Source organism: Oceanimonas sp. MB9, from assembly GCF_011319775.1.
Lineage (GTDB): Bacteria > Pseudomonadota > Gammaproteobacteria > Enterobacterales > Aeromonadaceae > Oceanimonas > Oceanimonas doudoroffii.
Genome location: NZ_VFBE01000005.1, coordinates 245,279 through 265,728 on the forward strand (window position 1 = coordinate 245,279; position 20,450 = coordinate 265,728).

Annotated in this window: 20 protein-coding genes; 15 read left to right on the top strand and 5 right to left on the bottom strand. The window is 60.9% G+C overall.

Features of this window, described 5'->3' with window-relative positions; all coding sequences use genetic code 11:
• Nucleotides 1-301: 301 nt before the first annotated feature.
• Genes ftsB through rpoS form a run of 9 tightly spaced genes read left to right on the top strand, consistent with a single transcriptional unit; the run spans nucleotide 302 to nucleotide 6,711 of the window.
• The gene (gene ftsB / locus OJHNALOF_RS04390; RefSeq protein WP_094200316.1) at nucleotides 302-586 is read left to right on the top strand and encodes a cell division protein FtsB; all 285 of its coding nucleotides are present in this window, start codon (nucleotides 302-304) and stop codon (nucleotides 584-586) included.
• Entirely contained in the window at nucleotides 583-1,275 is a 693-nt protein-coding gene (gene ispD / locus OJHNALOF_RS04395) for a 2-C-methyl-D-erythritol 4-phosphate cytidylyltransferase (protein WP_165661275.1), read from the top strand. The genes ftsB and ispD overlap by 4 nt, the downstream gene beginning before the upstream one ends.
• A complete protein-coding gene (ispF, locus tag OJHNALOF_RS04400) occupies nucleotides 1,272-1,748 on the top strand; it encodes a 2-C-methyl-D-erythritol 2,4-cyclodiphosphate synthase (protein ID WP_165661276.1) in 477 nt (158 codons plus the stop codon). Before ispD ends, ispF begins: the two co-directional genes overlap by 4 nt.
• Nucleotides 1,745-2,788, top strand: coding sequence for a tRNA pseudouridine(13) synthase TruD (truD, locus tag OJHNALOF_RS04405; protein ID WP_165661277.1), 1,044 nt, complete (start codon nucleotides 1,745-1,747; stop codon nucleotides 2,786-2,788). Before ispF ends, truD begins: the two co-directional genes overlap by 4 nt.
• Nucleotides 2,769-3,515: a 5'/3'-nucleotidase SurE gene (gene surE / locus OJHNALOF_RS04410; protein ID WP_094200312.1), complete on the top strand. Its 747-nt coding sequence runs from the start codon at nucleotides 2,769-2,771 to the stop codon at nucleotides 3,513-3,515. Before truD ends, surE begins: the two co-directional genes overlap by 20 nt.
• A gap of 3 nt (nucleotides 3,516-3,518) precedes the next feature.
• The gene (locus OJHNALOF_RS04415) at nucleotides 3,519-4,148 is read left to right on the top strand and encodes a protein-L-isoaspartate(D-aspartate) O-methyltransferase (protein WP_094200311.1); all 630 of its coding nucleotides are present in this window, start codon (nucleotides 3,519-3,521) and stop codon (nucleotides 4,146-4,148) included.
• On the top strand, nucleotides 4,145-4,726 hold the full coding sequence (locus OJHNALOF_RS04420) for a YqaA family protein (protein ID WP_094200310.1): 582 nt from the start codon (nucleotides 4,145-4,147) through the stop codon (nucleotides 4,724-4,726). Before OJHNALOF_RS04415 ends, OJHNALOF_RS04420 begins: the two co-directional genes overlap by 4 nt.
• Nucleotides 4,726-5,709 carry a peptidoglycan DD-metalloendopeptidase family protein gene (locus OJHNALOF_RS04425; RefSeq protein ID WP_165661278.1) on the top strand — a complete coding sequence of 328 codons (984 nt, stop codon included), beginning with the start codon at nucleotides 4,726-4,728 and terminating at the stop codon, nucleotides 5,707-5,709. The genes OJHNALOF_RS04420 and OJHNALOF_RS04425 overlap by 1 nt, the downstream gene beginning before the upstream one ends.
• A gap of 42 nt (nucleotides 5,710-5,751) precedes the next feature.
• Nucleotides 5,752-6,711 (top strand): RNA polymerase sigma factor RpoS, encoded by a 960-nt coding sequence (gene rpoS, locus OJHNALOF_RS04430; RefSeq protein ID WP_165661279.1) that lies wholly within the window; start codon nucleotides 5,752-5,754, stop codon nucleotides 6,709-6,711.
• 90 nt (nucleotides 6,712-6,801) lie between these two features.
• On the opposite strand, the gene mutS is transcribed toward rpoS, so the two are convergent.
• From mutS to OJHNALOF_RS04455, 5 genes are all read right to left on the bottom strand, one after another.
• Nucleotides 6,802-9,441, bottom strand: coding sequence for a DNA mismatch repair protein MutS (gene mutS / locus OJHNALOF_RS04435; protein WP_370462292.1), 2,640 nt, complete (start codon nucleotides 9,439-9,441; stop codon nucleotides 6,802-6,804).
• A gap of 108 nt (nucleotides 9,442-9,549) precedes the next feature.
• Nucleotides 9,550-9,924, bottom strand: a complete 375-nt coding sequence (locus OJHNALOF_RS04440; RefSeq protein ID WP_094200306.1) for a RidA family protein — start codon at nucleotides 9,922-9,924, stop codon at nucleotides 9,550-9,552.
• A gap of 96 nt (nucleotides 9,925-10,020) precedes the next feature.
• Complete coding sequence (locus OJHNALOF_RS04445; RefSeq protein ID WP_094200305.1) at nucleotides 10,021-11,583, bottom strand: BCCT family transporter; 1,563 nt, start codon at nucleotides 11,581-11,583, stop codon at nucleotides 10,021-10,023.
• 54 nt (nucleotides 11,584-11,637) lie between these two features.
• Nucleotides 11,638-12,648, bottom strand: coding sequence for a dipeptidase (locus OJHNALOF_RS04450; protein WP_206063559.1), 1,011 nt, complete (start codon nucleotides 12,646-12,648; stop codon nucleotides 11,638-11,640).
• A gap of 13 nt (nucleotides 12,649-12,661) precedes the next feature.
• Nucleotides 12,662-14,104 (bottom strand): aldehyde dehydrogenase family protein, encoded by a 1,443-nt coding sequence (locus tag OJHNALOF_RS04455; protein WP_094200304.1) that lies wholly within the window; start codon nucleotides 14,102-14,104, stop codon nucleotides 12,662-12,664.
• 94 nt (nucleotides 14,105-14,198) lie between these two features.
• Between OJHNALOF_RS04455 and OJHNALOF_RS04460 the strand changes: the two genes are divergently transcribed.
• The 6 genes from OJHNALOF_RS04460 to recA all read left to right on the top strand — a co-directional run bounded on the left by OJHNALOF_RS04460 (nucleotide 14,199) and on the right by recA (nucleotide 20,423).
• Nucleotides 14,199-15,089 carry a LysR family transcriptional regulator gene (locus tag OJHNALOF_RS04460; RefSeq protein WP_165661281.1) on the top strand — a complete coding sequence of 297 codons (891 nt, stop codon included), beginning with the start codon at nucleotides 14,199-14,201 and terminating at the stop codon, nucleotides 15,087-15,089.
• 347 nt (nucleotides 15,090-15,436) lie between these two features.
• Nucleotides 15,437-17,158, top strand: coding sequence for a hypothetical protein (locus tag OJHNALOF_RS04465; RefSeq protein ID WP_165661282.1), 1,722 nt, complete (start codon nucleotides 15,437-15,439; stop codon nucleotides 17,156-17,158).
• Entirely contained in the window at nucleotides 17,158-17,907 is a 750-nt protein-coding gene (locus OJHNALOF_RS04470; protein WP_094200301.1) for a DUF3726 domain-containing protein, read from the top strand. The genes OJHNALOF_RS04465 and OJHNALOF_RS04470 overlap by 1 nt, the downstream gene beginning before the upstream one ends.
• Nucleotides 17,908-17,985: 78 nt before the next feature.
• Entirely contained in the window at nucleotides 17,986-18,720 is a 735-nt protein-coding gene (locus OJHNALOF_RS04475; protein ID WP_165661283.1) for a TSUP family transporter, read from the top strand.
• 66 nt (nucleotides 18,721-18,786) lie between these two features.
• The gene (locus OJHNALOF_RS04480; protein ID WP_165661284.1) at nucleotides 18,787-19,281 is read left to right on the top strand and encodes a CinA family protein; all 495 of its coding nucleotides are present in this window, start codon (nucleotides 18,787-18,789) and stop codon (nucleotides 19,279-19,281) included.
• Between the two features lie 74 nt (nucleotides 19,282-19,355).
• On the top strand, nucleotides 19,356-20,423 hold the full coding sequence (recA, locus tag OJHNALOF_RS04485) for a recombinase RecA (RefSeq protein WP_094200298.1): 1,068 nt from the start codon (nucleotides 19,356-19,358) through the stop codon (nucleotides 20,421-20,423).
• Nucleotides 20,424-20,450: the final 27 nt, after the last annotated feature.

Here is a 20,450-nt window from a genome sequence, read left to right on the forward strand (position 1 = left end):
CGCCCTGTGCGGGGCTTTTTTGTTTATGGTGCGAGTGAATGCAGCCAGAGTGGCGAACCATGGCTTGGTGAGAAGGATGGCGAATTCACCATGTTTTACCGCCACCTGCGGGTTGGAATTAGTGGAACTCATTCGCAACCTGCAGGGAAGCTTGCGGCCTTTCACCGGCGCACTTTCTTTACCCGCCCCATGGCCGTGATGACAAACCATGCTGGTTGTCTTTCTGACGCCCCGCCTCGTGCGGGGTTTCTTTTGTTCGGCCGGGGAATATGGGAAACTAGCCGCTTACTTAGGAGGATAAATGCGCACCCTGACGCTGATACTGCTGGCCCTGTTGGGAACCCTGCAATACCACCTGTGGTGGGGAAAAAACGGTCTCGGCGAATACCATGAGGCCGCCGCCAATGTGTCCCGGCAGCTGGAAGATAATCAGCGCCTGGCCGACAGGAACGCCTTGCTCTATCGGGATATCGAGGATCTCAACAACGGGCTGGCGGCGGTGGAAGAACTGGCGCGCAACGATCTGGGCATGATCAAGCCGGGTGAAACCTTCTACCGGTTACTGCTGAGCCAGGACAAGCCATGAGCGTACTGAGCTGCACCGCCGTGGTGCCGGCCGCGGGGGCCGGCAAACGCATGGCCAGCGCCATTCCCAAACAATACCTGACCCTGGCCGGTAAAACGGTGCTGGAGCACACTATTGAGCGCTTGCTGGCGCACGGCGCCATCGAGCGGGTGGTGGTGGCGGTCAGCCCGGAAGATCAGTGGTTCTACAGCCTGCCCCTGGTCCGGGATGAACGCGTGGTACGGGTACAGGGCGGCCGGGAGCGGGCCGACTCGGTGCTTAATGCCCTGGCGGCGGTGTCCAGCGAATACGTGCTGGTGCACGACGCCGCCCGGCCCTGTCTGGCCATGCAGGATCTTGATGCCCTGCTGGCGGCGGCCTCACAGCCTCGGGGCGCCATTCTGGCCTGCCGGGTGCGGGACACCATGAAACGAGGGGATGGCCGTGGTGCCATTGCCGCCAGTGTGCCCCGGGACGAGCTCTGGCACGCCCTGACTCCGCAATGTTTTGACACCCAGGCCCTGCGCCGGGCCCTTGCCGAGGCGCTGGCCCAAGGACAGACGGTCACCGACGAGGCTTCGGCCATGGAGCTGACCGGCGTTCACCCCCTGCTGGTGGAGGGCCGGGCCGACAATATCAAGATAACCCGGCCGGAAGATCTGGCGCTGGCCGGCTTTTTTCTGCAGCAGCTGAACGAGAACAATCAATGATGCGAATCGGGCACGGTTTTGACGTGCATAAATTTGGCGGGGATGGTCCCTGCATTCTGGGTGGGGTGGCGGTACCCCATGACCAGGGCCTGCTGGCCCATTCCGACGGCGACGTGGTGCTGCACGCCCTGAGCGATGCCCTGCTGGGCGCCATTGGCGTCGGTGATATCGGCCGCCACTTTCCCGATACCGACGCCGCCTTCAAGGGGGTCGACAGCCGCCTGCTGCTGCGGGAGGTGTTTGCCAAGGTGCGGGCCGCCGGCTACGTGCTGGGCAACGCCGATCTGACCATCATGGCGCAGGCCCCCCGGCTGGCGCCCTTTGTGGACGCCATGGCGGCCACCATTGCCGAGGATCTGCAGACCACGGTTTCCCATATCAATGTCAAGGCCACTACCACCGAGAAACTCGGCTTCGTGGGCCGCAAGGAAGGCATAGCGGCGGAAGCCGTGGTGCTGCTGGTGAAAGCATGAGTGAACAACAGCATTACCTGCACGGCAAACCCGGCGTCAGCGGCCTGCTCAAGGCCGCGCCGGAACACTTTATCGTGCGCGAGGATCTGGGTTTTGAGCCCAGTGGTGAAGGCGAGCATATTTTTCTGCACATTCGCAAGCGCGGCCAGAATACCCAGTGGGTGGCGCGGGATCTGGCGCGGCTGGCGGGCGTAGCCCAACGCGATGTGACCTGGGCCGGGCTCAAGGACCGCCATGCGGTCACCGAGCAGTGGTTTGGCGTGCACCTGCCGGGCAAGGACATGCCCGACTTCTCACCCCTGGAAAGCGACGACGTGCAGATCCTGGCCATTGCCCGGCACCACAAAAAGCTGAAAACCGGTGCCCTCAAGGGTAACTGGTTCGAGCTGGTGTTGGCCGAGCTGGAGGGGGAAGACGATCTCGACGCCCGGCTGGCGGCCATTGGCGAACGGGGCGTGCCCAACTATTTCGGTGAGCAGCGTTTCGGCCACAACGGTGGCAATATTGATCAGGCCAGGGCCATATTTGGCGGCAAGCGCATCAAGGATCGCAATAAACGGTCGATGTATCTGTCGGCGGCCCGCAGCCAGCTGTTTAACCTGGCGGTCAGCCACCGGCTGGCGCAGGGCCTGGGCGAGCAGCTGCTGCACGGCGACTGTGTCATGCTGGCAGGCAGTCAGTCATTCTTTACCATCAATGAAGACAATCCCCTCGACGACGCCCTGCGTGCGCGGTTTGCCGAGGGCGACATTCGCCTGAGCGCGCCGCTGTGGGGGCGGGGCCGGCTGCCGGCCGAAGACGAAGCGGCAACACTGGAGCTGGCGGCGCTGGCCGGACAGCAGGATCTGATGGACGGGCTGGAGGCCAACGGCCTCAAGCAGGAGCGCCGGGCGCTGCTGCTGAAGCCGGGGCAACTCAGCTGGCAGCAAAACGGCGATTGCCTCACGCTGTCTTTCTGGCTGCCGGCGGGCAGTTATGCCACCAGCCTGGTCAGGGAAATCATTCAGGAAAAGGACAGCCATGAAAATACTGGTGAGTAACGACGATGGTGTGAACGCCGCCGGCATTCGCACCCTGAGCCGGGCGTTGGCGGAATTTGCCGAGGTGGTCACGGTGGCGCCGGATCGCAACCGCAGCGGTGCCAGTCATTCGCTGACGCTGGAAGTACCCCTGCGGGCCGACAAGCTGGATGATACCGGTTTTTATTCGGTCAAGGGCACGCCCACCGACTGTGTGCACTGGGCGGTAAATCACCTGCTGGATCCGGATCCGGATCTGGTGGTGGCGGGCATCAACCACGGTGCCAACCTGGGCGACGACGTGCTTTATTCGGGCACGGTGGCGGCGGCCACCGAGGGCCGCCACCTGGGCTTGCCGTCCCTGGCCATTTCCCTGTGCGGCGACCGGCATTTTGACACCGCGGCCCATTTTGCCTGCATGCTGGTTCAGGGCCTGCTGCGGGCGCCGCTTTATTCCAACCAGATTCTGAATGTGAACGTGCCCGACTTGCCCCTGAACGAGATTCAGGGTATCAAAGTGACTCGTTTGGGTAATCGTCATCGTTCCGAGGCGGTGCTGAAAGAATTCGATCCGCGAGGCCGCGCCATTTACTGGATTGGCCCTCCCGGTGCCATTCAGGATGCGGGCGAGGGCACCGACTTTGATGCCGTCGAACGGGGCTTTGTGTCGATCACGCCGCTGACCATAGATCTCACGGCCTACGATCAAATGTCGGCATTGTCCCGTTGGATTCAGGATGTGGAGTAAGGCGTGCACAGGTTAGCAGGAGAGCAGCTTTACCGCCTGCTGCGACAGCAGGGCATTCGTAACGAGCGGGTGCTGCGTGCCATTACCGAACTGCCGCGCGCCGATTTCGTGGATGAGGCCATGGCGCACAAGGCCTGGGACAACAGCGCCCTGCCCATCGGTTTTGGCCAGACCATCTCCCAGCCCTATATAGTGGCGCGCATGACCGAGGCCCTGCTGGATGGGCCGCCCCTTCGGCGTGTGCTGGAGGTGGGCACCGGCTCCGGGTTTCAGACTGCGGTGCTGGCCCAGCTGGTGGAGCAGGTGTTTACTGTGGAGCGGATAAAGGCACTGCAATACCAGGCCCGGCGCCGGTTGCAACGGCTGGATCTGCACAATGTGTCCACCAAGCACGGCGACGGCTGGCAGGGCTGGGCCAGTAAGGCACCCTTCGATGCCATTATGGTGACCGCGGCGGCCAGCACCACGCCCACGGCGCTGCTGGAACAGCTGGCCGATGGCGGGCGCATGGTCATTCCGGTGGGCGGGCTCAGCCAGACCTTGTGGCTGTATCGGCGCCGGGGAGATGATTTTGTGCGCACCGAACTTGAAGCGGTGCGGTTTGTTCCTTTGATTCAGGGTGATCTTGAGTGAAGCTGTTTTCCCGTTTGTATCGGCTGGTGATGATGTGGGCGGTGCACCGCCATGCGCCGGTGTACTTGTCCATGAACAGTTTTGTGGAGTCTATTTTCTGGCCGGTACCGGTAGACGTAATGTTGGCCCCCATGGCCCTGGCCAAGCCGGACCGGGCCTGGCATTACGCCGCCCTGGCCACGGTGTTTTCGGTGCTGGGGGCGGCCTTTGGCTACCTGCTGGGTTACGCCATGTGGGAGCCGCTGGTGGAGCCCTTTATTCAGGCCATGGGCTATCAGGACAAGATCGCCGTGGCCCGGCAGTGGTTTGATGACTGGGGCATCTGGGTGATCTTTATTGCCAGCTTTACGCCCATTCCCTACAAGGTGTTCACGGTCACCGCCGGTCTGCTGCAAATGGCGTTTTTGCCGTTTATTCTGGTGTCGCTGATCGGCCGGGGGTTGCGCTTTTTCCTGGTGTCCGGGCTGATGGTATGGGGCGGCGTGCGTATGGAAAGCAGGCTGATCCGCTATATCGATCTGCTCGGCTGGGCCTGTGTGGCGGCGGCCGTGGTGGCCTATTTGTTGCTGAGGCCCTGATGAAGAGCCGGAGTCAGACCGTCGGCATTGGCAGCCTCGGCATTGCGCTGAGTCTGTTGCTGACGGCCTGCTCCGTGGCGCCACCGGCCCCGGTGGCGGGAGTGGGCGCTCATGCCCAGGGGCAGGTCAAGGCCAATGGCCGTCAGTATGTGGTGGTGCGGGGGGATACCCTCTATTCCATCGCCTGGCAGGCCGGCACCGATGTGCCCACCCTGGCCCGGCACAACGGTTTGCGCCCTCCCTATCATATTTATCCCGGTCAGACCCTGCGGCTGGATGTGCCCGGCCGTAAGCAGGTGGCCTATCGCGTGCGCCGGGGGGATACCCTGAACGGCATCGCCCGTCGCACCGGCCATTCGGTGGCCGATCTGGCCAGCCTCAACGGCCTGCGTCCGCCTTACCGCATTTATGTGGGCCAGGCACTGGCGCTGCATTCCATCGGCGCCGCTGCGGCGCCCTCCGCCCCGGCCTCGGCGACGCCGGCCTCTGCGTCGGCGAGCAAGCCTGCGGCCAAACCGGCGCCTGCAGTCAAATCCTCCCGACCTCTTGCACCGGCGAAAGGAAAAGCATACGCTGGTAGCGGAGTTCAAAAAAACGCCGTTGTCAATGGGCCCATTGCCTGGCAATGGCCGGTAAAGGGGCCGGTGATTTCCGGCTTCTCGCTGGCCGAAACCGGCAACAAGGGCATCGACATACGCGGAAGCAGGGGTGAGGCCGTCAAGGCCGCCGCTGCAGGAAAGGTAGTTTACGCAGGGAACGCGCTACGTGGTTATGGCAATTTGATCATCATCAAGCACAACGATGATTATTTGTCGGCCTATGCTCACAACGAGGTACTGCGGGTCAAGGAGCAGGACTCGGTGCAGGCGGGCCAGCACATAGCGGATATGGGAAGCAGTGATGCCACTGATGTCCGGCTGCATTTTGAAATCCGGCATCAGGGCAAATCGGTTGATCCGAGAAAGTATCTGCCAAAGCGATAGTCACCGGGAGTCGGGTAGTACCCGGTTTTAGGGAGAACTGCCATGAGCCAGAAAAAGAACAGGAACCAGGACGCAGACGTAGAATTGGATCGGGATGCGGACGTGGAAACCGTGGAGCAGGAAAGCCCTCAGGAAGAGGAAATTCTCTCCGCGCCAAGCCAACGCAGCCTGGATGTAACCCAGCTTTACCTGGGAGAAATCGGCTTTTCTCCCTTGCTGACCGCAGAAGAAGAAGTTCATTACGCCCGCCGCGCCCTGCGTGGCGATCTCGCCGCCCGTAAACGCATGATTGAGTCCAATCTGCGCCTGGTGGTCAAAATATCCCGCCGCTACAACAATCGGGGCCTGGCCCTGCTTGATCTGATCGAGGAAGGCAACCTGGGCCTGATCCGCGCGGTGGAAAAGTTTGATCCCGAACGCGGGTTTCGTTTCTCCACCTATGCCACCTGGTGGATTCGCCAGACCATAGAGCGGGCCATCATGAACCAGACCCGCACCATTCGGCTGCCCATTCATGTGGTGAAAGAGCTCAATGTCTACCTGCGTACCGCCCGCGAGCTGGCCCACCGGCTGGATCACGAGCCTACCGCCGACGAAATTGCCGAAGCCCTCGACAAACCGGTGGAAGACGTCTCGCGCATGCTCAAGCTGAACGAGAAAATCAGCTCGGTTGACACCCCCATTGGCGGTGACGGCGACAAGGCGCTGCTGGATGTGCTGGCCGACGAGAACGACAAGGATCCGGAGATGGAAACCCAGGATGACGACATGAATGTCAGCCTGGTGCGCTGGCTGGAAGAGCTCAATCCCAAGCAGCGGGAAGTGCTGGCCCGGCGCTTTGGCCTGCTGGGCTATGAAGCGTCCACCCTGGAAGACGTGGGCCGGGAAATCGGCCTGACCCGGGAGCGGGTGCGCCAGATCCAGGTGGAAGCCCTGCGCAGACTGAAGGAAATCCTCACCCAGCAGGGGCTGAATATCGACACCCTGTTTCACAGCGAGTAATACTAAGCTGGCCTCATGAAAAAGCCCCGGTAAAGCGGGGGCTTTTTCATCTTTGTAGGGAATGGTTCGAACTGCCCTCACTCCTTACGTTTACCCTTCACTTCTGGCCTGTTTCAGCCGGTACAACTGCTCCAGTGCCTGGCGTGGGGTAAGGTCGTCCGGGTTCAGCCCGTCCAGCAATTCCAGCGCCGGATTCACCGGCTCATCAAACAACGGCAGCGAGCCCTGAGGTTCGGCGGCGGGCTTGGGCGCACTCACATTCCGGCCGCTTTCCAGCTCTGCCAGTTTTTGCCGGGCCAGGGTCAGCACCGGTCTGGGTACGCCCGCCAGTGCCGCCACCTGCAGGCCGTAGGAGCGGCTGGCGGCCCCTTCCTGAACGGCATGCATAAAGGCAATGGTGTCGCCGTGCTCGACCGCATCCAGGTGCACGTTGGCCACCGCCGGCCACAGCGCCGCCAGCCCGGTCAGCTCAAAATAATGGGTGGCAAACAGGGTATAGGCATGCAGCCGGTTGGCCAGGGCGTCGGCACAGGCCCAGGCCAGGGCCAGGCCGTCGTAAGTGCTGGTGCCCCGGCCGATTTCGTCCATCAGCACCAGGCTGTGACGGCTGGCGTTGTTGAGGATATTGGCGGTTTCGGTCATTTCCACCATAAAGGTGGAGCGGCCCGAGGCCAGATCGTCGGACGCACCGATACGGGTAAAGATGCGATCCACCCGGCCGATGCGGGCCGATTGAGCCGGCACAAAGGAGCCCATGTAGGCCAGCAGCACGATCAGCGCCGTTTGCCGCATATAGGTGGACTTACCTCCCATGTTGGGGCCGGTGATCACCAGCATTTTTCGTTCATCAGACAGCGACAGCGGGTTGGCGATAAAGGGATCCGTCATGACCTGCTCCACCACCGGATGGCGGCCTTCCTCAATGTCGATCACCTCGTCGTCGGTCAGCTCGGGCCGGCAGTAATTCAGGCTTTCGGCCCGCTCCGCCAGGTTGGCGAGCACATCCAGCCGGGCCAGGGCGGCGGCGCTTTGCTGCAGGGGGGCAAGGTGTTCCAGCAAGCGGTCGAGCAGTGCTTCGTACAGGCGCTTTTCCAGCGCCAGGCCCTTGCTCTGAGCGTTGAGCACCTTGTCTTCGTATTCCTTCAGCTCGGGAATAATGTAGCGTTCGTTGTTTTTCAGGGTCTGACGGCGCACATAGTGCACCGGCACCAGGTGGGAGTTGGCCCGGCTGACGTCGATATAAAAACCGTGCACCTTGTTGTAGGCCACCTTCAGGGTGCTGATGCCGGTGGCGGCCCGTTCCCGGGCTTCAAGCTCTTCCAGATAACGGTGGGCGCCGGCGGCCAGCTCGCGTAGTTCGTCCAGTTCGGCGTTGTAGCCGTCGCGGATGACGCCGCCGTCCCGAATGACCACCGGCGGGGTGTCGACCATCGCCGCTTCCAGCAACTCGGCCAGCTCGGGAAAGTCACTGATTTGTTGAGCCAGGGGCATCAGGCACTCGGCCTGGGCGTTAGTCAGCACCGCCTGAATGTCCGGCTGGGCCTGCAGTGCTGCGCGCAGCCGGCTTAAGTCTCTTGGCCGGGCCGAGCGCAATGCCAGCCGCGCCAGCACCCGCTCCACGTCGCCTACCTGGCGCAGCAGCGGGTGCAGCTCTTCATGGTGGCCGCCTTCCATCAAGGTGGCGATAATGTCCTGACGCTGGCTCAGCTCGTCCTTGTTGCGGCTGGGCTGATGGATCCAGCGCTTGAGCAGCCGGCTGCCCATGGGAGTGGCGGTGCCGTCCAGCACCTCGGCCAGGGTGTTTTCCACCGTGCCCGAGAGATTCAAGGTCAGCTCCAGGTTGCGGCGGGTGGCGGCGTCCATGATCACCATGTCCTGACGGCGCTCCAGCCGGACGCTGTTAATATGGGGCAGGGCGGTACGCTGGGTATCCTTCACGTATTGCAGCAGGCAGCCGGCGGCGCACAGAGCGGTGGTGGACTGCTCTACGCCAAAGCCAACCAGATCCCGGGTGCCGAACTGCTGGCACAGCAGGTGGCGGGCGGTACCCAGATCAAACTCCCACTCGGGCCGGCGGCGCAGGCCCTTGCGCTGCTCGATAAGCCCAAACCAGTCAAAGCCTTCCGGATACAGCAGCTCGGCGGGCTGGGTGCGCTGCAGCTCGGCGATCAGGGTTTCTTCCTGCTCGAACTGGTTGATTACAAAGCGGCCGGTGCTCACATCCAGAATGCCAAAGCCGAACCGCTCGCCGTCGTGATATACCGCCGCCAGGCAGTTGTCCTGGCGCTCATTCAGCAGGGCCTCGTCGGACAGGGTGCCGGGGGTGACGATGCGCACCACCTGGCGCTCCACCGGCCCCTTGCTGGTGGCGGGGTCGCCAATCTGCTCGCAGATGGCCACCGATTCCCCCATCTGCACCAGCCGTGCCAGGTAGTTTTCCGCCGCGTGATAGGGTACACCGGCCATGGGAATGGCGGTGCCCGCCGACTTGCCGCGTTTGGTCAGGGAGATGTCCAGCAACCGCGATGCCTTTTTGGCGTCGTCGTAGAACAGCTCGTAAAAATCCCCCATGCGGTAAAACAGCAGAATGTCCGGATGCTGGGCCTTCAGGGCCAGGTATTGCTGCATCATGGGCGTATGCGGGGAATTTTCCTGATTCATAATGAAATCAATGCCTTTTTGTCTGGTGGAAGCGTGACGAAACAAAACAGGCGAGCATGATACCAGCATCGGGGAGTCGAGGATAAGCGGGCAAAGCGCAAACAAAGAAGGCAGACCGGCGGCCCCTGTAATCGCACGGGCCGCCGGGGTTATCGTGAGCGGAACAGCATGGCGGGGTCAGGGCTGGGCGGCGTAGGCCACGATTTCGCAGAGCATCTCTTCCCGGGCCAGGCCGGCCACGATCATGGCGGCGCGGTTGGGGTAGGGGGCCTCGAAATACTCGGCATAGACCTTGTTGAACACCGGCAGCTGATCCCGGGCGGTGACGTAGATCAGCACCTGGGTGACGTCGGCCATGGTCAGGCCGGCGGCTTCCACCGTGTGCCTGAAGTTGTCCATGGTTTGGCGGGCCTGGGCCTCAATGCCACCGTCCACTACCTGACCGTCGGCATCGATGGGGATCTGGGCGGTATAGAACTGGCCGTTGGCCATGACGGCCCATTCCAGCGGCGCTTTGGAGGCGAAAAGGTCGGTTTTTACGGCGGTTTTCATAAGTGGTTCCTTGATGGACAAAAGTGAAAAAAGAGCGGCTGTCGCCGCTCAAAAGTCGTGCTCCGGCGATACAGACCGGGAGCGTGCCATGGCGGCTTAAAGCCCCTGTTCAGCTGCCATGCGCTTAATGATTTGTGGCGCCGTCCACAGGGTGGGCAGTAACACCAGAGATACCGGCACGGCGGTGACCACAATAAAGGACTGCAGGGCACTGATGCCGCCGGAGCCGATGGAGATCAGAATGGCGGCCACCACCCCCATCATGATGCCCCAGAACACCCGCACGCTGGCGTGGGGGTGATCGGTGCCGGTCATCACCATGGAGACCGCATAGGTCATGGAGTCGCCGGTGGTGGCCACGAAAATGGTGGTCAGCACCAGGAACAGTACCGAGATCACAAAGCCCAGGGGCAGCTGTTCGGTGATCGCCAGCAGGGCGGCGGGCAGGTTAAAGCCGGTAAAGGGCTCGGACACGCTGCCGGGCGTGGCCAGTTCAAAGGCCAGGCCGCTGCCTCCCATGATGGTGAACCAGAAACAGGTGATCATGGGCGCAATGATGGAAATCAGCATGATCACCTGGCGCACCGTGCGGCCCCGGGAAATGCGTGCCACAAACATCGCCATCAGTGGCCCGTAACCCAGGAACCAGCCCCAGAAGAACACCGTCCACCAGTCCAGCCAGGCCGGATCGGCACGGAAGGTGGCCATGGGAATGAAGTTGTCCAGGTACAGACCAAAGGCGTTCAGAAAGGTATCGACGATAAAAGAGGTCGGGCCGAACAGAAAGATAAACAGCATCAGGAAGGCGGCCAGTACCACATTGGCATTGCTCAGAATTTGAATGCCCCGGGTCACACCGCTCACGGCGGACAGGGTATAGATGACAATCAGGCCTATCAGAATGGCGACCTGGGTGCTGTAGACATCGGGAATGCCGAACAGTTTTTCCAGGCCAAAGCTGACCTGCAGACCGAGAAAGCCGATGGGGCCCACGGTGCCGGCCACCACTGCCAGTACGCAGCTGGCATCCACCAGGGCGCCGAGCCAGCCTTTCATGACTCTGTCACCAAACACCGGATACAGCAGGGTACGGGGTTTCAGCGGCAGGCCCTTGTCGTAGTGCAGATGCATAAACACCACGCCGGTCAGGCTGCCGAGAATGGCCCAGGCCAGAAAGCCCCAGTGCATAAAGCTTTGAGCCAGTGCGTTGATTGCCATGTTCATTTTGTCGGTTTCACCGGCATACAGCGGCGGTGGCGACATAAAGTGAGCCATGGGCTCGGCGGCGGCCCAGAACACACCGCCGCCGGCGAGCAGGGTACACATGATGATCGACATCCACTGAAAGGTGGACATTTCGGGCGTGCTCAGATTGCCAAGGCGCACGCGACCGCCACGGCCTGCGGCCATGACCAGTCCGATCAGAAAGGTCAGCAGCAGCAGCACCTGCCAGTAGGCACCAAACAGCCGGGTGGAAGTAGCAAAAGCGCTGTTAACCAGCCGGGAAACCAGCTCGATATCGTACAGGGCGGCGGCCACGAACAGCAGCAGGGCGCCGCCACTGATCAGAAACACCGGTAAATCGAGACTGGAAAGCAGGGTGGGCTTGCCGTTGATATCCTTATTCATGGCCAGGGTTGCCTCGGTTGAGTTGCTCATGTTCGCCTCCATAGCGGTACATCATGCGAAGGGGAGCGGGGGCTCCCCTGATCCTTATCGAGCAGCGGCCTGCGGTTGCAGGGCCTCGTCCAGAAAGTTGAGCCAGTTCAGGCCCATGATTTTGGCCACGTCTTCCTTGCCAAAGCCCCGGGCCAGCAGCCCTTGAGTCAGGTTGGGGAAATCGCGGCTATCGCGGAACCAGGACAGCGGGCGGGGCCAGTCGGCATTGGATTTGGAACCTTCACCGTAATCCATGGTTTTGGACCAGCGGCCGTTGCGCATCCACTCCAGCACCGACAGCGGCTGGTTCTGACACAAATCGGTACCGATGCCCAGTCGCTCTACCCCCATCAGATCGGCGGTGCGGGCAATCATGTCGCAGTAGTCTTCCAGGGTGCAGTCCGGGCCGTTTTTCAGGTGGAACGGGTAGGCGCTGAAACCCAGCAGGCCCCCTGACTCGGCCAGCGCCTTGAGCACGGTGTCCGACTTGTTGCGCTTGGCGGCGTGAAAGCTCAGCGGGTTGGCATGGGAGATCACGATGGGACGTTCCGAGATCTCGATGGCTTCAAGGGTGCTGCGCTCGGCGCTGTGGCTCATGTCCACCACCATGCCGACCCGGTTCATTTCCCGAATTACCTGACGGCCAAAGCGGGTCACACCGCTGTCTTCTGCCTCGTAGCAACCACAGGCCAGCAGGCTCTGGTTGTTGTAGGTCAGCTGCATGATCATCAGGTTCAGATTCCGCATCACCTCCACCATGCCGATGTCGTCCTCGATCGGTGAGCAGTTTTGTGCACCGAACATGATGCCAACCTTGCCCTCGGCCTTGGCGCGGCGAATGTCATCGGCACCGCGCACCGGCATGATCAGGTCACCGTGTTGTTCGAACTGACGATTCCATTCGGCAATGCGCATCAGGGTTTCACGGATCTGCTCGTGATAGACAATGGTGGCATGCACCATGGTCACACCGCCTTCGCGCAGCTGTTCGAAGATCTCCCGGCTCCAGTTGGAATACTGCAGCCCGTCGATCACGATCATTTCGTTATGCAACTCTCTGCTCATGATTCCGCCTCCGTTATGCGCGGATGTAGGTGGTTTTCACGACGGTGTAGAATTCCCGGGCGTAGGTACCCTGCTCGCGGGGACCAAAGCTGGAATCCTTGCGACCGCCGAACGGCACATGGTAATCGGTGCCCGCGGTGGGCAGGTTGACCATCACGCAACCGGTCTTGGCATTGCGCTTGAAGTCGGTGGCGTATTTCAGCGACTGGGTGCAGATACCGCCGGTCAGGCCGAAGTTGGTGTCGTTCAGGGTGGCCAGCGCTTCGGCGTAATCCTTCACCTTGATCACACAGGCGATGGGGGCAAAGGCTTCTTCCCGGTTGATGGTCATGTCATTGGTGGTGTTCACAAACAGTGCGGGCTGCATGTAGTAGCCGTCGGTGTCTTCGTTAATCACTTCACCGCCGAACACCAGCTTGCCGCCTTCGTTTTTGGCCAGCTCCAGGTACTTGAGGTTGGACTCCATCTGGCGGCCGTCGGCGACGGCACCGATATGTACGCCTTCCTTCAGCGGGTGACCGATGACCAGTTTCTTCATGCGCTCGACCACGGCGTCCACAAAGCGATCGTGAATGCCTTCGGTCACGATCAGCCGTGACGAGGCGGTGCACTTCTGGCCGGTGCCGCCAAAGGCACCGTTCACGGCACACTCCACGGCGTTGTCCAGATCGGCGTCATCCAGCACCACCAGGGCGTTTTTGCTGCCCATTTCCAGCTGACACTTGACCAGGTTGCCGGCGGTGGCGGCGGCTACCCGACGGCCGGTTTCCAGTGAGCCGGTAAAGGTCAGGGCATTGACCTGACGGGAGTTGATCAGTACGTCGCCCACTTCGGCGCCCGGGCCCATCACCAGGTTAAAGGTGCCGGCGGGCAGGTTCTGGCGGGAGATGATCTCGGTCAGCGCCCAGGCGGAGGCGGGAACCTGGTTGGCGGGTTTCCACACCACGGCGTTGCCAAAGGCCAGGGCCGGAGCGATTTTCCAGGCACCGGTGGCGGTGGGGAAGTTCCAGGGGGTGATGATGCCCACGACGCCCACCGGCTCGCGGCGGGTTTCAATTTCAATACCGGGGCGCACCGAGTCGGCGGTTTCGCCCATCTGGCGCAGCACTTCGGCGGCGTAGTAATGAAAGAACTGACCGGAGCGGTAGACTTCACCGGCGCCTTCGGCCAGGGTCTTGCCTTCTTCCCGGGCCAGCAGCCGGCCCAGCTCGTCCTTGCGGGCGATCAGCTCGTCACCAATGGCCATCAGCACGCCATAGCGCTGCTCCAGGCCGCTTTTGGCCCACTCCTGCTGACCCTGCTCGGCGGCTTCGATGGCGGCCTGGGTTTGGGCGGCGTCGGCCTGGGCGTAATGACCAATCACGTCGCTCAGATCGGCGGGGCTGATGTTGGCAATGGTCTTCGGGCCTTCAACCCACTCACCGGCGATATAGTTACGAAATACGGAATCAGACATGAGGGACCTCCTTTACTTGGTTGGAGTCATGATAGGAGCTGTGTTTTAATAATAAAAATTAATTAATGATATTAGCCGATAAGGAAGACTTATCATGTTGCCGGAGTTCAAGGTGGCGCAGCTGCGTCATTTCGTCTGGGTGGCCGAACTGAAGGGCTTTCACTTGGCGGCGGAAAAGGCCCATCGCACTCAGCCCGCCATTTCGCTGTCGATTCGCGACCTGGAGAGCAAGCTGGGCGAGGCCCTGTTTGAAAAGCGCAACAGCCGCACCGCCAAGACCGAACTGACCCCCTTTGGTCGGGCGTTTCTGCCTCGGGCCAAGGAGCTGTTGTCCCATCATGATCGCATTGCCGAAGACATGGCGCTGCTGGCCGAGCATAAAACCGGCCATTTGCGGTTGGTCTCGGTGCCCTCCATTGCCAGCCGCTTTCTGCCCGGCCTGTTGCTCGACTTTATCGGTGACAGCGAGCTGCATGTGAGCGTGTTCGATGACAACTCCCGCGCCGTGCTGAAGATGGTGGAAAACCAGCAGGTGGATTTCGGCATCGCCAGCCTGTTCGATGATCAGGACCAAAGCGAGAAACGCTATATACCGGTGTGGGAGGATAAGCTGGGCGTGGTGTGTCTCAAGGAACATCCGCTGGCGGCCAGCCAGGAGCTGCACTGGCGCGAGCTGAAACCCTACCGGTTGATTCGCAACGGCACCTCCAGCCTGCTGAAGGGCAGCGCGGCCGAGTCACTGCTGGCTCACTCCCAGTACTATATTTCCAACATGATTTCCCTGGTCGCCATGCTGGAAGCGGGGTTTGGCATTACCACTCTGCCCTGGTATGCCTTTCCCGAAGGTAATACCCGGCTGACTTTTATTCCCCTGCATGCCCCGGTGATCACGCGTCAGGTCGGCATTATTCAGCTCAACAACAAGTCGTTGACTCCGCCGGCCCAGGCGCTGGTGGATTTTATTCTGGCCAGTCGCCAGGACTGAGCCGTCGATGGTTGCCGGCCGAAGTCGGCAGCCGATCCATCCCACCTAGCTGCGCGATCTCTCATTTTTTGTTGTTTTTTTGTTTCTGTATTCTGGGTTTGTTTTTACATGGAAAACAGTATTTATGTGGTCTTGCAGCATTCTGATAAACTTTTCTTATCAAGTGATATAGCCATTTAACTTGTCGGGTTTTATTGCCCTGATTGAAGATGCACACCATGAGCCAGAAAGAAGGCGGGCAAGCACACCGGTAACGGCTGTGTTGCGCTTTCGGGCACTGCGCCGTCCCGAACGTTTGTTTCGGTTCAAGGCGCACAGGAATGGAATCATCAATCGAGGGTAGAAACATGATGAGGTTGGCTGCGATCAAGGCCTCGCTGCGGGGGCCAAATGCATTACCGCTGCGCCCGGCAGATCAGGTGATGGATCTGGAGCGGCTGGGTGCCATGCATCAAAGCCGGTTGAGCTTTATGCGTACCCTGGTACGCCGCATTATGCTGGAACGCTGGCAGGTGAATATTGCTCGTCAGGAGCTGTGTGCCGAAGGCTATGGCGCCCTTATCTACGAAATCAACACGCCCCAGGGCCTGTTCAGTTTTGTTATTTTTTCCGATTATCTGAGCCCGGAAGAACGCAACGACAGGGTCATTGCCAGCAAGTGGGATCTGACCATGGCGCTGGTGGAAGGGCGGATTGAAGACGAATATCTGGCCTTCCTGCGCCAGAATGTTCCCCTGCAGGAAGCCGGCCGGGTCGACTCCCGGGTGTTTGTATTGTCCCGCGCCAACCGCAGCGCCCGCAACTTTGATTATGTGGTGGCGCAACTGAGCAAGGGGGAGCAACCCGACGTCGCCCGTATTGCCGAAGTCGGTTACCTCTATCGCACCACCGCGGTCTACGGCAGCGGCAAGCTGGGCATGGCCGATTGGGACAAGGTCTGCAGCCGTTTCCCGGATTTTGCCCGCCCGTTTGCGGCCGAGATGTTTGCCTGTTTTATGCTGCGTAACTTTAGTCTGCTGCAGGTCGAGCACATTGCCCGGCAGCGGGACCCGCAGCAGTTCACGCCCATGAAGCTCGAGCTCAAGCGCTATTTCGGCATCGGCAATTCCACCGGCCTGGGCATGGCGCCTTACCTTATTAACCACCCCATCTTGATCAACCGATGGATCGAAATGCGCGAGCTGGCCCTGGCCCAGGTTCGTGCCCTCGGGCATATCGATGAAGGAGTACGCTGGCGCCTGGATGAATTGCTGGGCCGCTGTTCACAGCATATTGCCGAAACCGTGACGGAAGACGCCTGGCAGAGCAATAACAATCGCCGAGTGATCGAGGATCTCGCGAAGTTGCGGGAGCAGGCGGGCGTGGGGTTGGAGAGCTGGAATGACCTGCTGGCCTGGAGCGAACAACACTGCTCGTTGCAGGGACAGGAGCTGCTGGTGTCGGTCATGCTGGAGCTTTACCCGCAACTGGTGGATGGCCTGGATGAATATTATTGTGCGGAAGAGTTTCTCGACCTGGATCCATTGATGCCGCTGCAGCAGCTCAAGGCAGTGATTGAACAACGCTATGCCTGGACGCTGAAAATCGACTTCAGCGATCCGAAAAACCGGGATATTTTCTGGTACCGCTCGGAAGACAAAATGGAGCCCCGCCTGGGCAAATGCGAGCTGGATGATGGCCGGGAAAAGCAAATGGCTTTGGGCGTGGGCTATGCCGTGTTCCGCTGTTACCAGCTGCTGTGCCAGTATATTGAAGAGTTCCCGGAGCACACCACGGCCCGCTTTATGGTGGCCCGGCCCAAACTGCGTGGCATAGTCCGCCGCATCCAGAGCATGAATCGCTGTGTATACGGTGACATTCAGGCCAACCTGCTGGCCCATGACATATTGCCCATGCACCTGCTGCGCTGCAAGCTGTCGTTTTTTGGGGTGAGCAAGTTCGATCCGCGCTCCCGACTGTGGGTGCGCAATACCATGTATCAGGGGGCTCCGCTGCTGGAAGACATCGGCAAAACCTATAACGATGACTGGTTTATGCCCCTGGCACCGACCGTGGGAGGGAACGACTGATGCAGGTTTCAATGAATGAGCTGAAGGCGGCTCTGCGCCGCTGCTTTGAAGCATGCGGATACTTTGTGGGCAACTATGAAGATGCTGCCAACATGGTGCTGTGGCTGGAAAAGCACGGCCTGGGCGGGCTGGCGGAGCTGGAGCGGGCGTTGCCCTATCTGACCCTGGACGCCGACAAGCCGTTGAGCACGGTCGTGTATGAAGACAGCACCTCGGCCATTATCGACAGCAACGGCCGCAGTGCCCTGAACTGCATTGCCGCCTCGGTGGATTTGGCCCATGCCAAGGCGCTGGAAAGCGGCATTGCCACCATTACCGTACACAACTGCCACAACCGCATGTTTGCCCTCAAGGCGCTGACCGATTGCGGCCGGCGCGGCATCAGTGTGACCGCCTACTGGCAGAATGGCAGCCGCACGGTGAAGGAATATGCCGCGGCCATCAAGGCGGGAGAGCGCTACCCCAGTTTCAGCCAGGCTTCCACCAATCTGGTGACCACGCCGGAAGAGCAACAGGCGCTGACCATCGTCTGCAGCTCCCGGGTGGATCTGGCCGGGTCACTGCAGCGCTCCAAGGGAAACCGCCATGCGCGCTATTTGAGCCCGGAGGATCTGGCGGAGAACAAGGAATACGTGATCGATAACGGTATCGAGATCGACGAAGCCCTGTGGGCCGAGATCAACCGTATCGGCGCCGGTATTCTGGTGGAAAACAGCGAACGTTCCCGCCTGGGGGCGGGGGCACAATAACGCACACTGATCACCTGTCGGTTTTCCGATAGGTGACTATCCCCTTTGCTTGCCATCGACTTCGTGCCAACAACATTCATGCTGTATTCCTCCCCCGAGTTGCTGGCGTTGCTGATTGTGACCGGTGGCATTCTGGTGCAGGCCTGGGTGGGCATCGGTTTTGGGCTGCTGGCCGCGCCCCTGCTGTATCTGCTCGATCCTGCCTATGTACCGGGACCGGTGCTGGTGCTGGGCTGGGGGCTGTCGCTGCTGGTGGTGCTGAAGCAGCGCCACCGGCTGAACTGGCGACGAGTGTGGCCGGCCATACTCGCTCGCTTGCCCGGCTCCTGGTGCGGTGCCCTGCTGCTGGTCACCCTGACCGGCTGGCAGCTCAGCCTGCTGTTTGGCGGCGCCCTGTTGCTGGCGGTCTGGCTGAGTGGACGCCGTTACCCGATTGCGCCTACGCCGGTGGGCCTGACCGTGGCCGGCTTTTGTTCGGGCCTGTTGGGTACCGCCACCTCGGTGGGCGGTCCGCCCATGGCGTTGCTTTATCAGTATCAACCCCGACTGACCACCCGTGACGAGCTCGCCGTCTTTTTTCTGGTGGGCACACCGCTGTCGCTGCTGATGCTGCTCGCCAAGGGGGGGCCGGCCTTGCTTGCCCTGCCGCTGGTGGTGAAGTTGCTTCCCGGTGTGGCGCTGGGCTTCTGGCTGTCCCGATGGCTTGAACGCAGGGTCCATAGAGACAGCGTCCGGCCGGCCATTCTGCTGATTTCCGTGCTGTCGGCGCTGGGAGTATTGTGGCAGGGCATTCGGGCAGGACTTGTCGGTTAGCCATTGGCGTTCCCCCTCTGCCCCGGCATAATACCGATACGAGTATTTGGCGAACGAGGGAAAGCGATGGACACGGAGACACTGGCGCGGCAACTGGGTGAGGCCTTGCTCGCCCGTGGCATCATGATGACCACCGCCGAATCCTGCACCGGCGGTGGTATTGCCGCCGCCGTCACCGACATTGCCGGCAGCTCGGCCTGGTTTGACCGGGGCTTTGTCACCTACTCCAATGCCGCTAAAACCACCATGTTGGGCGTGGATGCCGCCATGATTGAGCGCCATGGCGCGGTCAGCCGGGAAGTGGCCGAGGCCATGGTGCGCGGCGCTTGCGCCGTGTCGGGCTGCGGCCTCGGGGTTGCGGTCACCGGCGTGGCCGGCCCCGGTGGCGGCAGTCCCGACAAGCCCGTGGGCACCGTTTGGCTGGCCTGTTATGCGGCCGTCGGCGATCGGCTCGACTGCCGGCTGTTGCGGCTGGATGGTGATCGGGCCGCCGTACGTCGGCAGACCGTAACGGAAGCATTGCAGGCCTGCCTGACACTGCTTGAGCAAAACCCCACTTGATACTGTACGAATAAACAGTATACTCATCCTCAGTTTCCTGCATTACGCACCAGCCAATTTCAGCGGAGCATTTTATGGATCAGAACAAAGAAAAAGCCTTGGCCGCCGCCCTGGGCCAGATTGAAAAACAGTTTGGCAAGGGCTCCATCATGCGTTTGGGCGACAACAAGGCTTTGAATGTTGAAGCCATTTCCACCGGCTCCCTGTCTCTGGACATTGCCCTGGGCATCGGTGGCTTGCCTACCGGCCGTATCGTGGAAATCTACGGTCCCGAGTCATCCGGTAAAACCACCCTGACCCTGCAGGTCATTGCCGAAGCCCAGCGCGCCGGCAAGGTCTGTGCTTTTGTGGATGCGGAACACGCCCTGGATCCCGTCTATGCCGGCAAACTGGGCGTTAACGTGGACGACCTGCTGGTCTCCCAGCCCGATACCGGTGAGCAGGCGTTGGAAATCTGCGACATGCTGGTGCGCTCCGGTGCGGTGGACGTCATCATCGTCGACTCGGTGGCGGCGTTGACCCCCCGCGCCGAAATTGAAGGCGAGATGGGTGACTCCCACGTGGGCCTGCAGGCCCGCCTGATGTCCCAGGCGCTGCGCAAGCTTACCGCCAACATCAAGAGCGCCAACTGCCTGTGCATTTTCATCAACCAGATCCGCATGAAAATCGGTGTGATGTTCGGCAGCCCGGAAACCACTACCGGTGGTAATGCCCTCAAGTTCTACGCCTCCGTGCGTCTCGACATTCGTCGTATCGGTTCCATCAAGGAAGGCGACGAGGTGGTCGGCAACGAAACCCGGGTCAAGGTGGTCAAGAACAAGGTGGCGCCTCCGTTCAAGCAGGCCGAGTTCCAGATTATGTACGGCGCCGGCATCTCCAAGGAAGGCGAGCTGATTGAGCTGGGCGTGAAAAACAAGCTGATTGAAAAGGCCGGAGCCTGGTACAGCTACAAGGGGGACAAAATTGGCCAGGGCAAGGCCAACTCCATCAAGTATCTGCTGGAACACAAGAATATTTCCGACGAAATCGAGCAACAACTGCGTCAGATGCTGCTGCTGGCGCCGGGAGCGGCTACCGAAGGCAACGGCAAGGGCGAGGCCCTGGCCGAGCTGGATGGCCCCGACGGCGACCAGGAGTTCTGATAAACAGGCCGGGCAATGCCCGGCCTT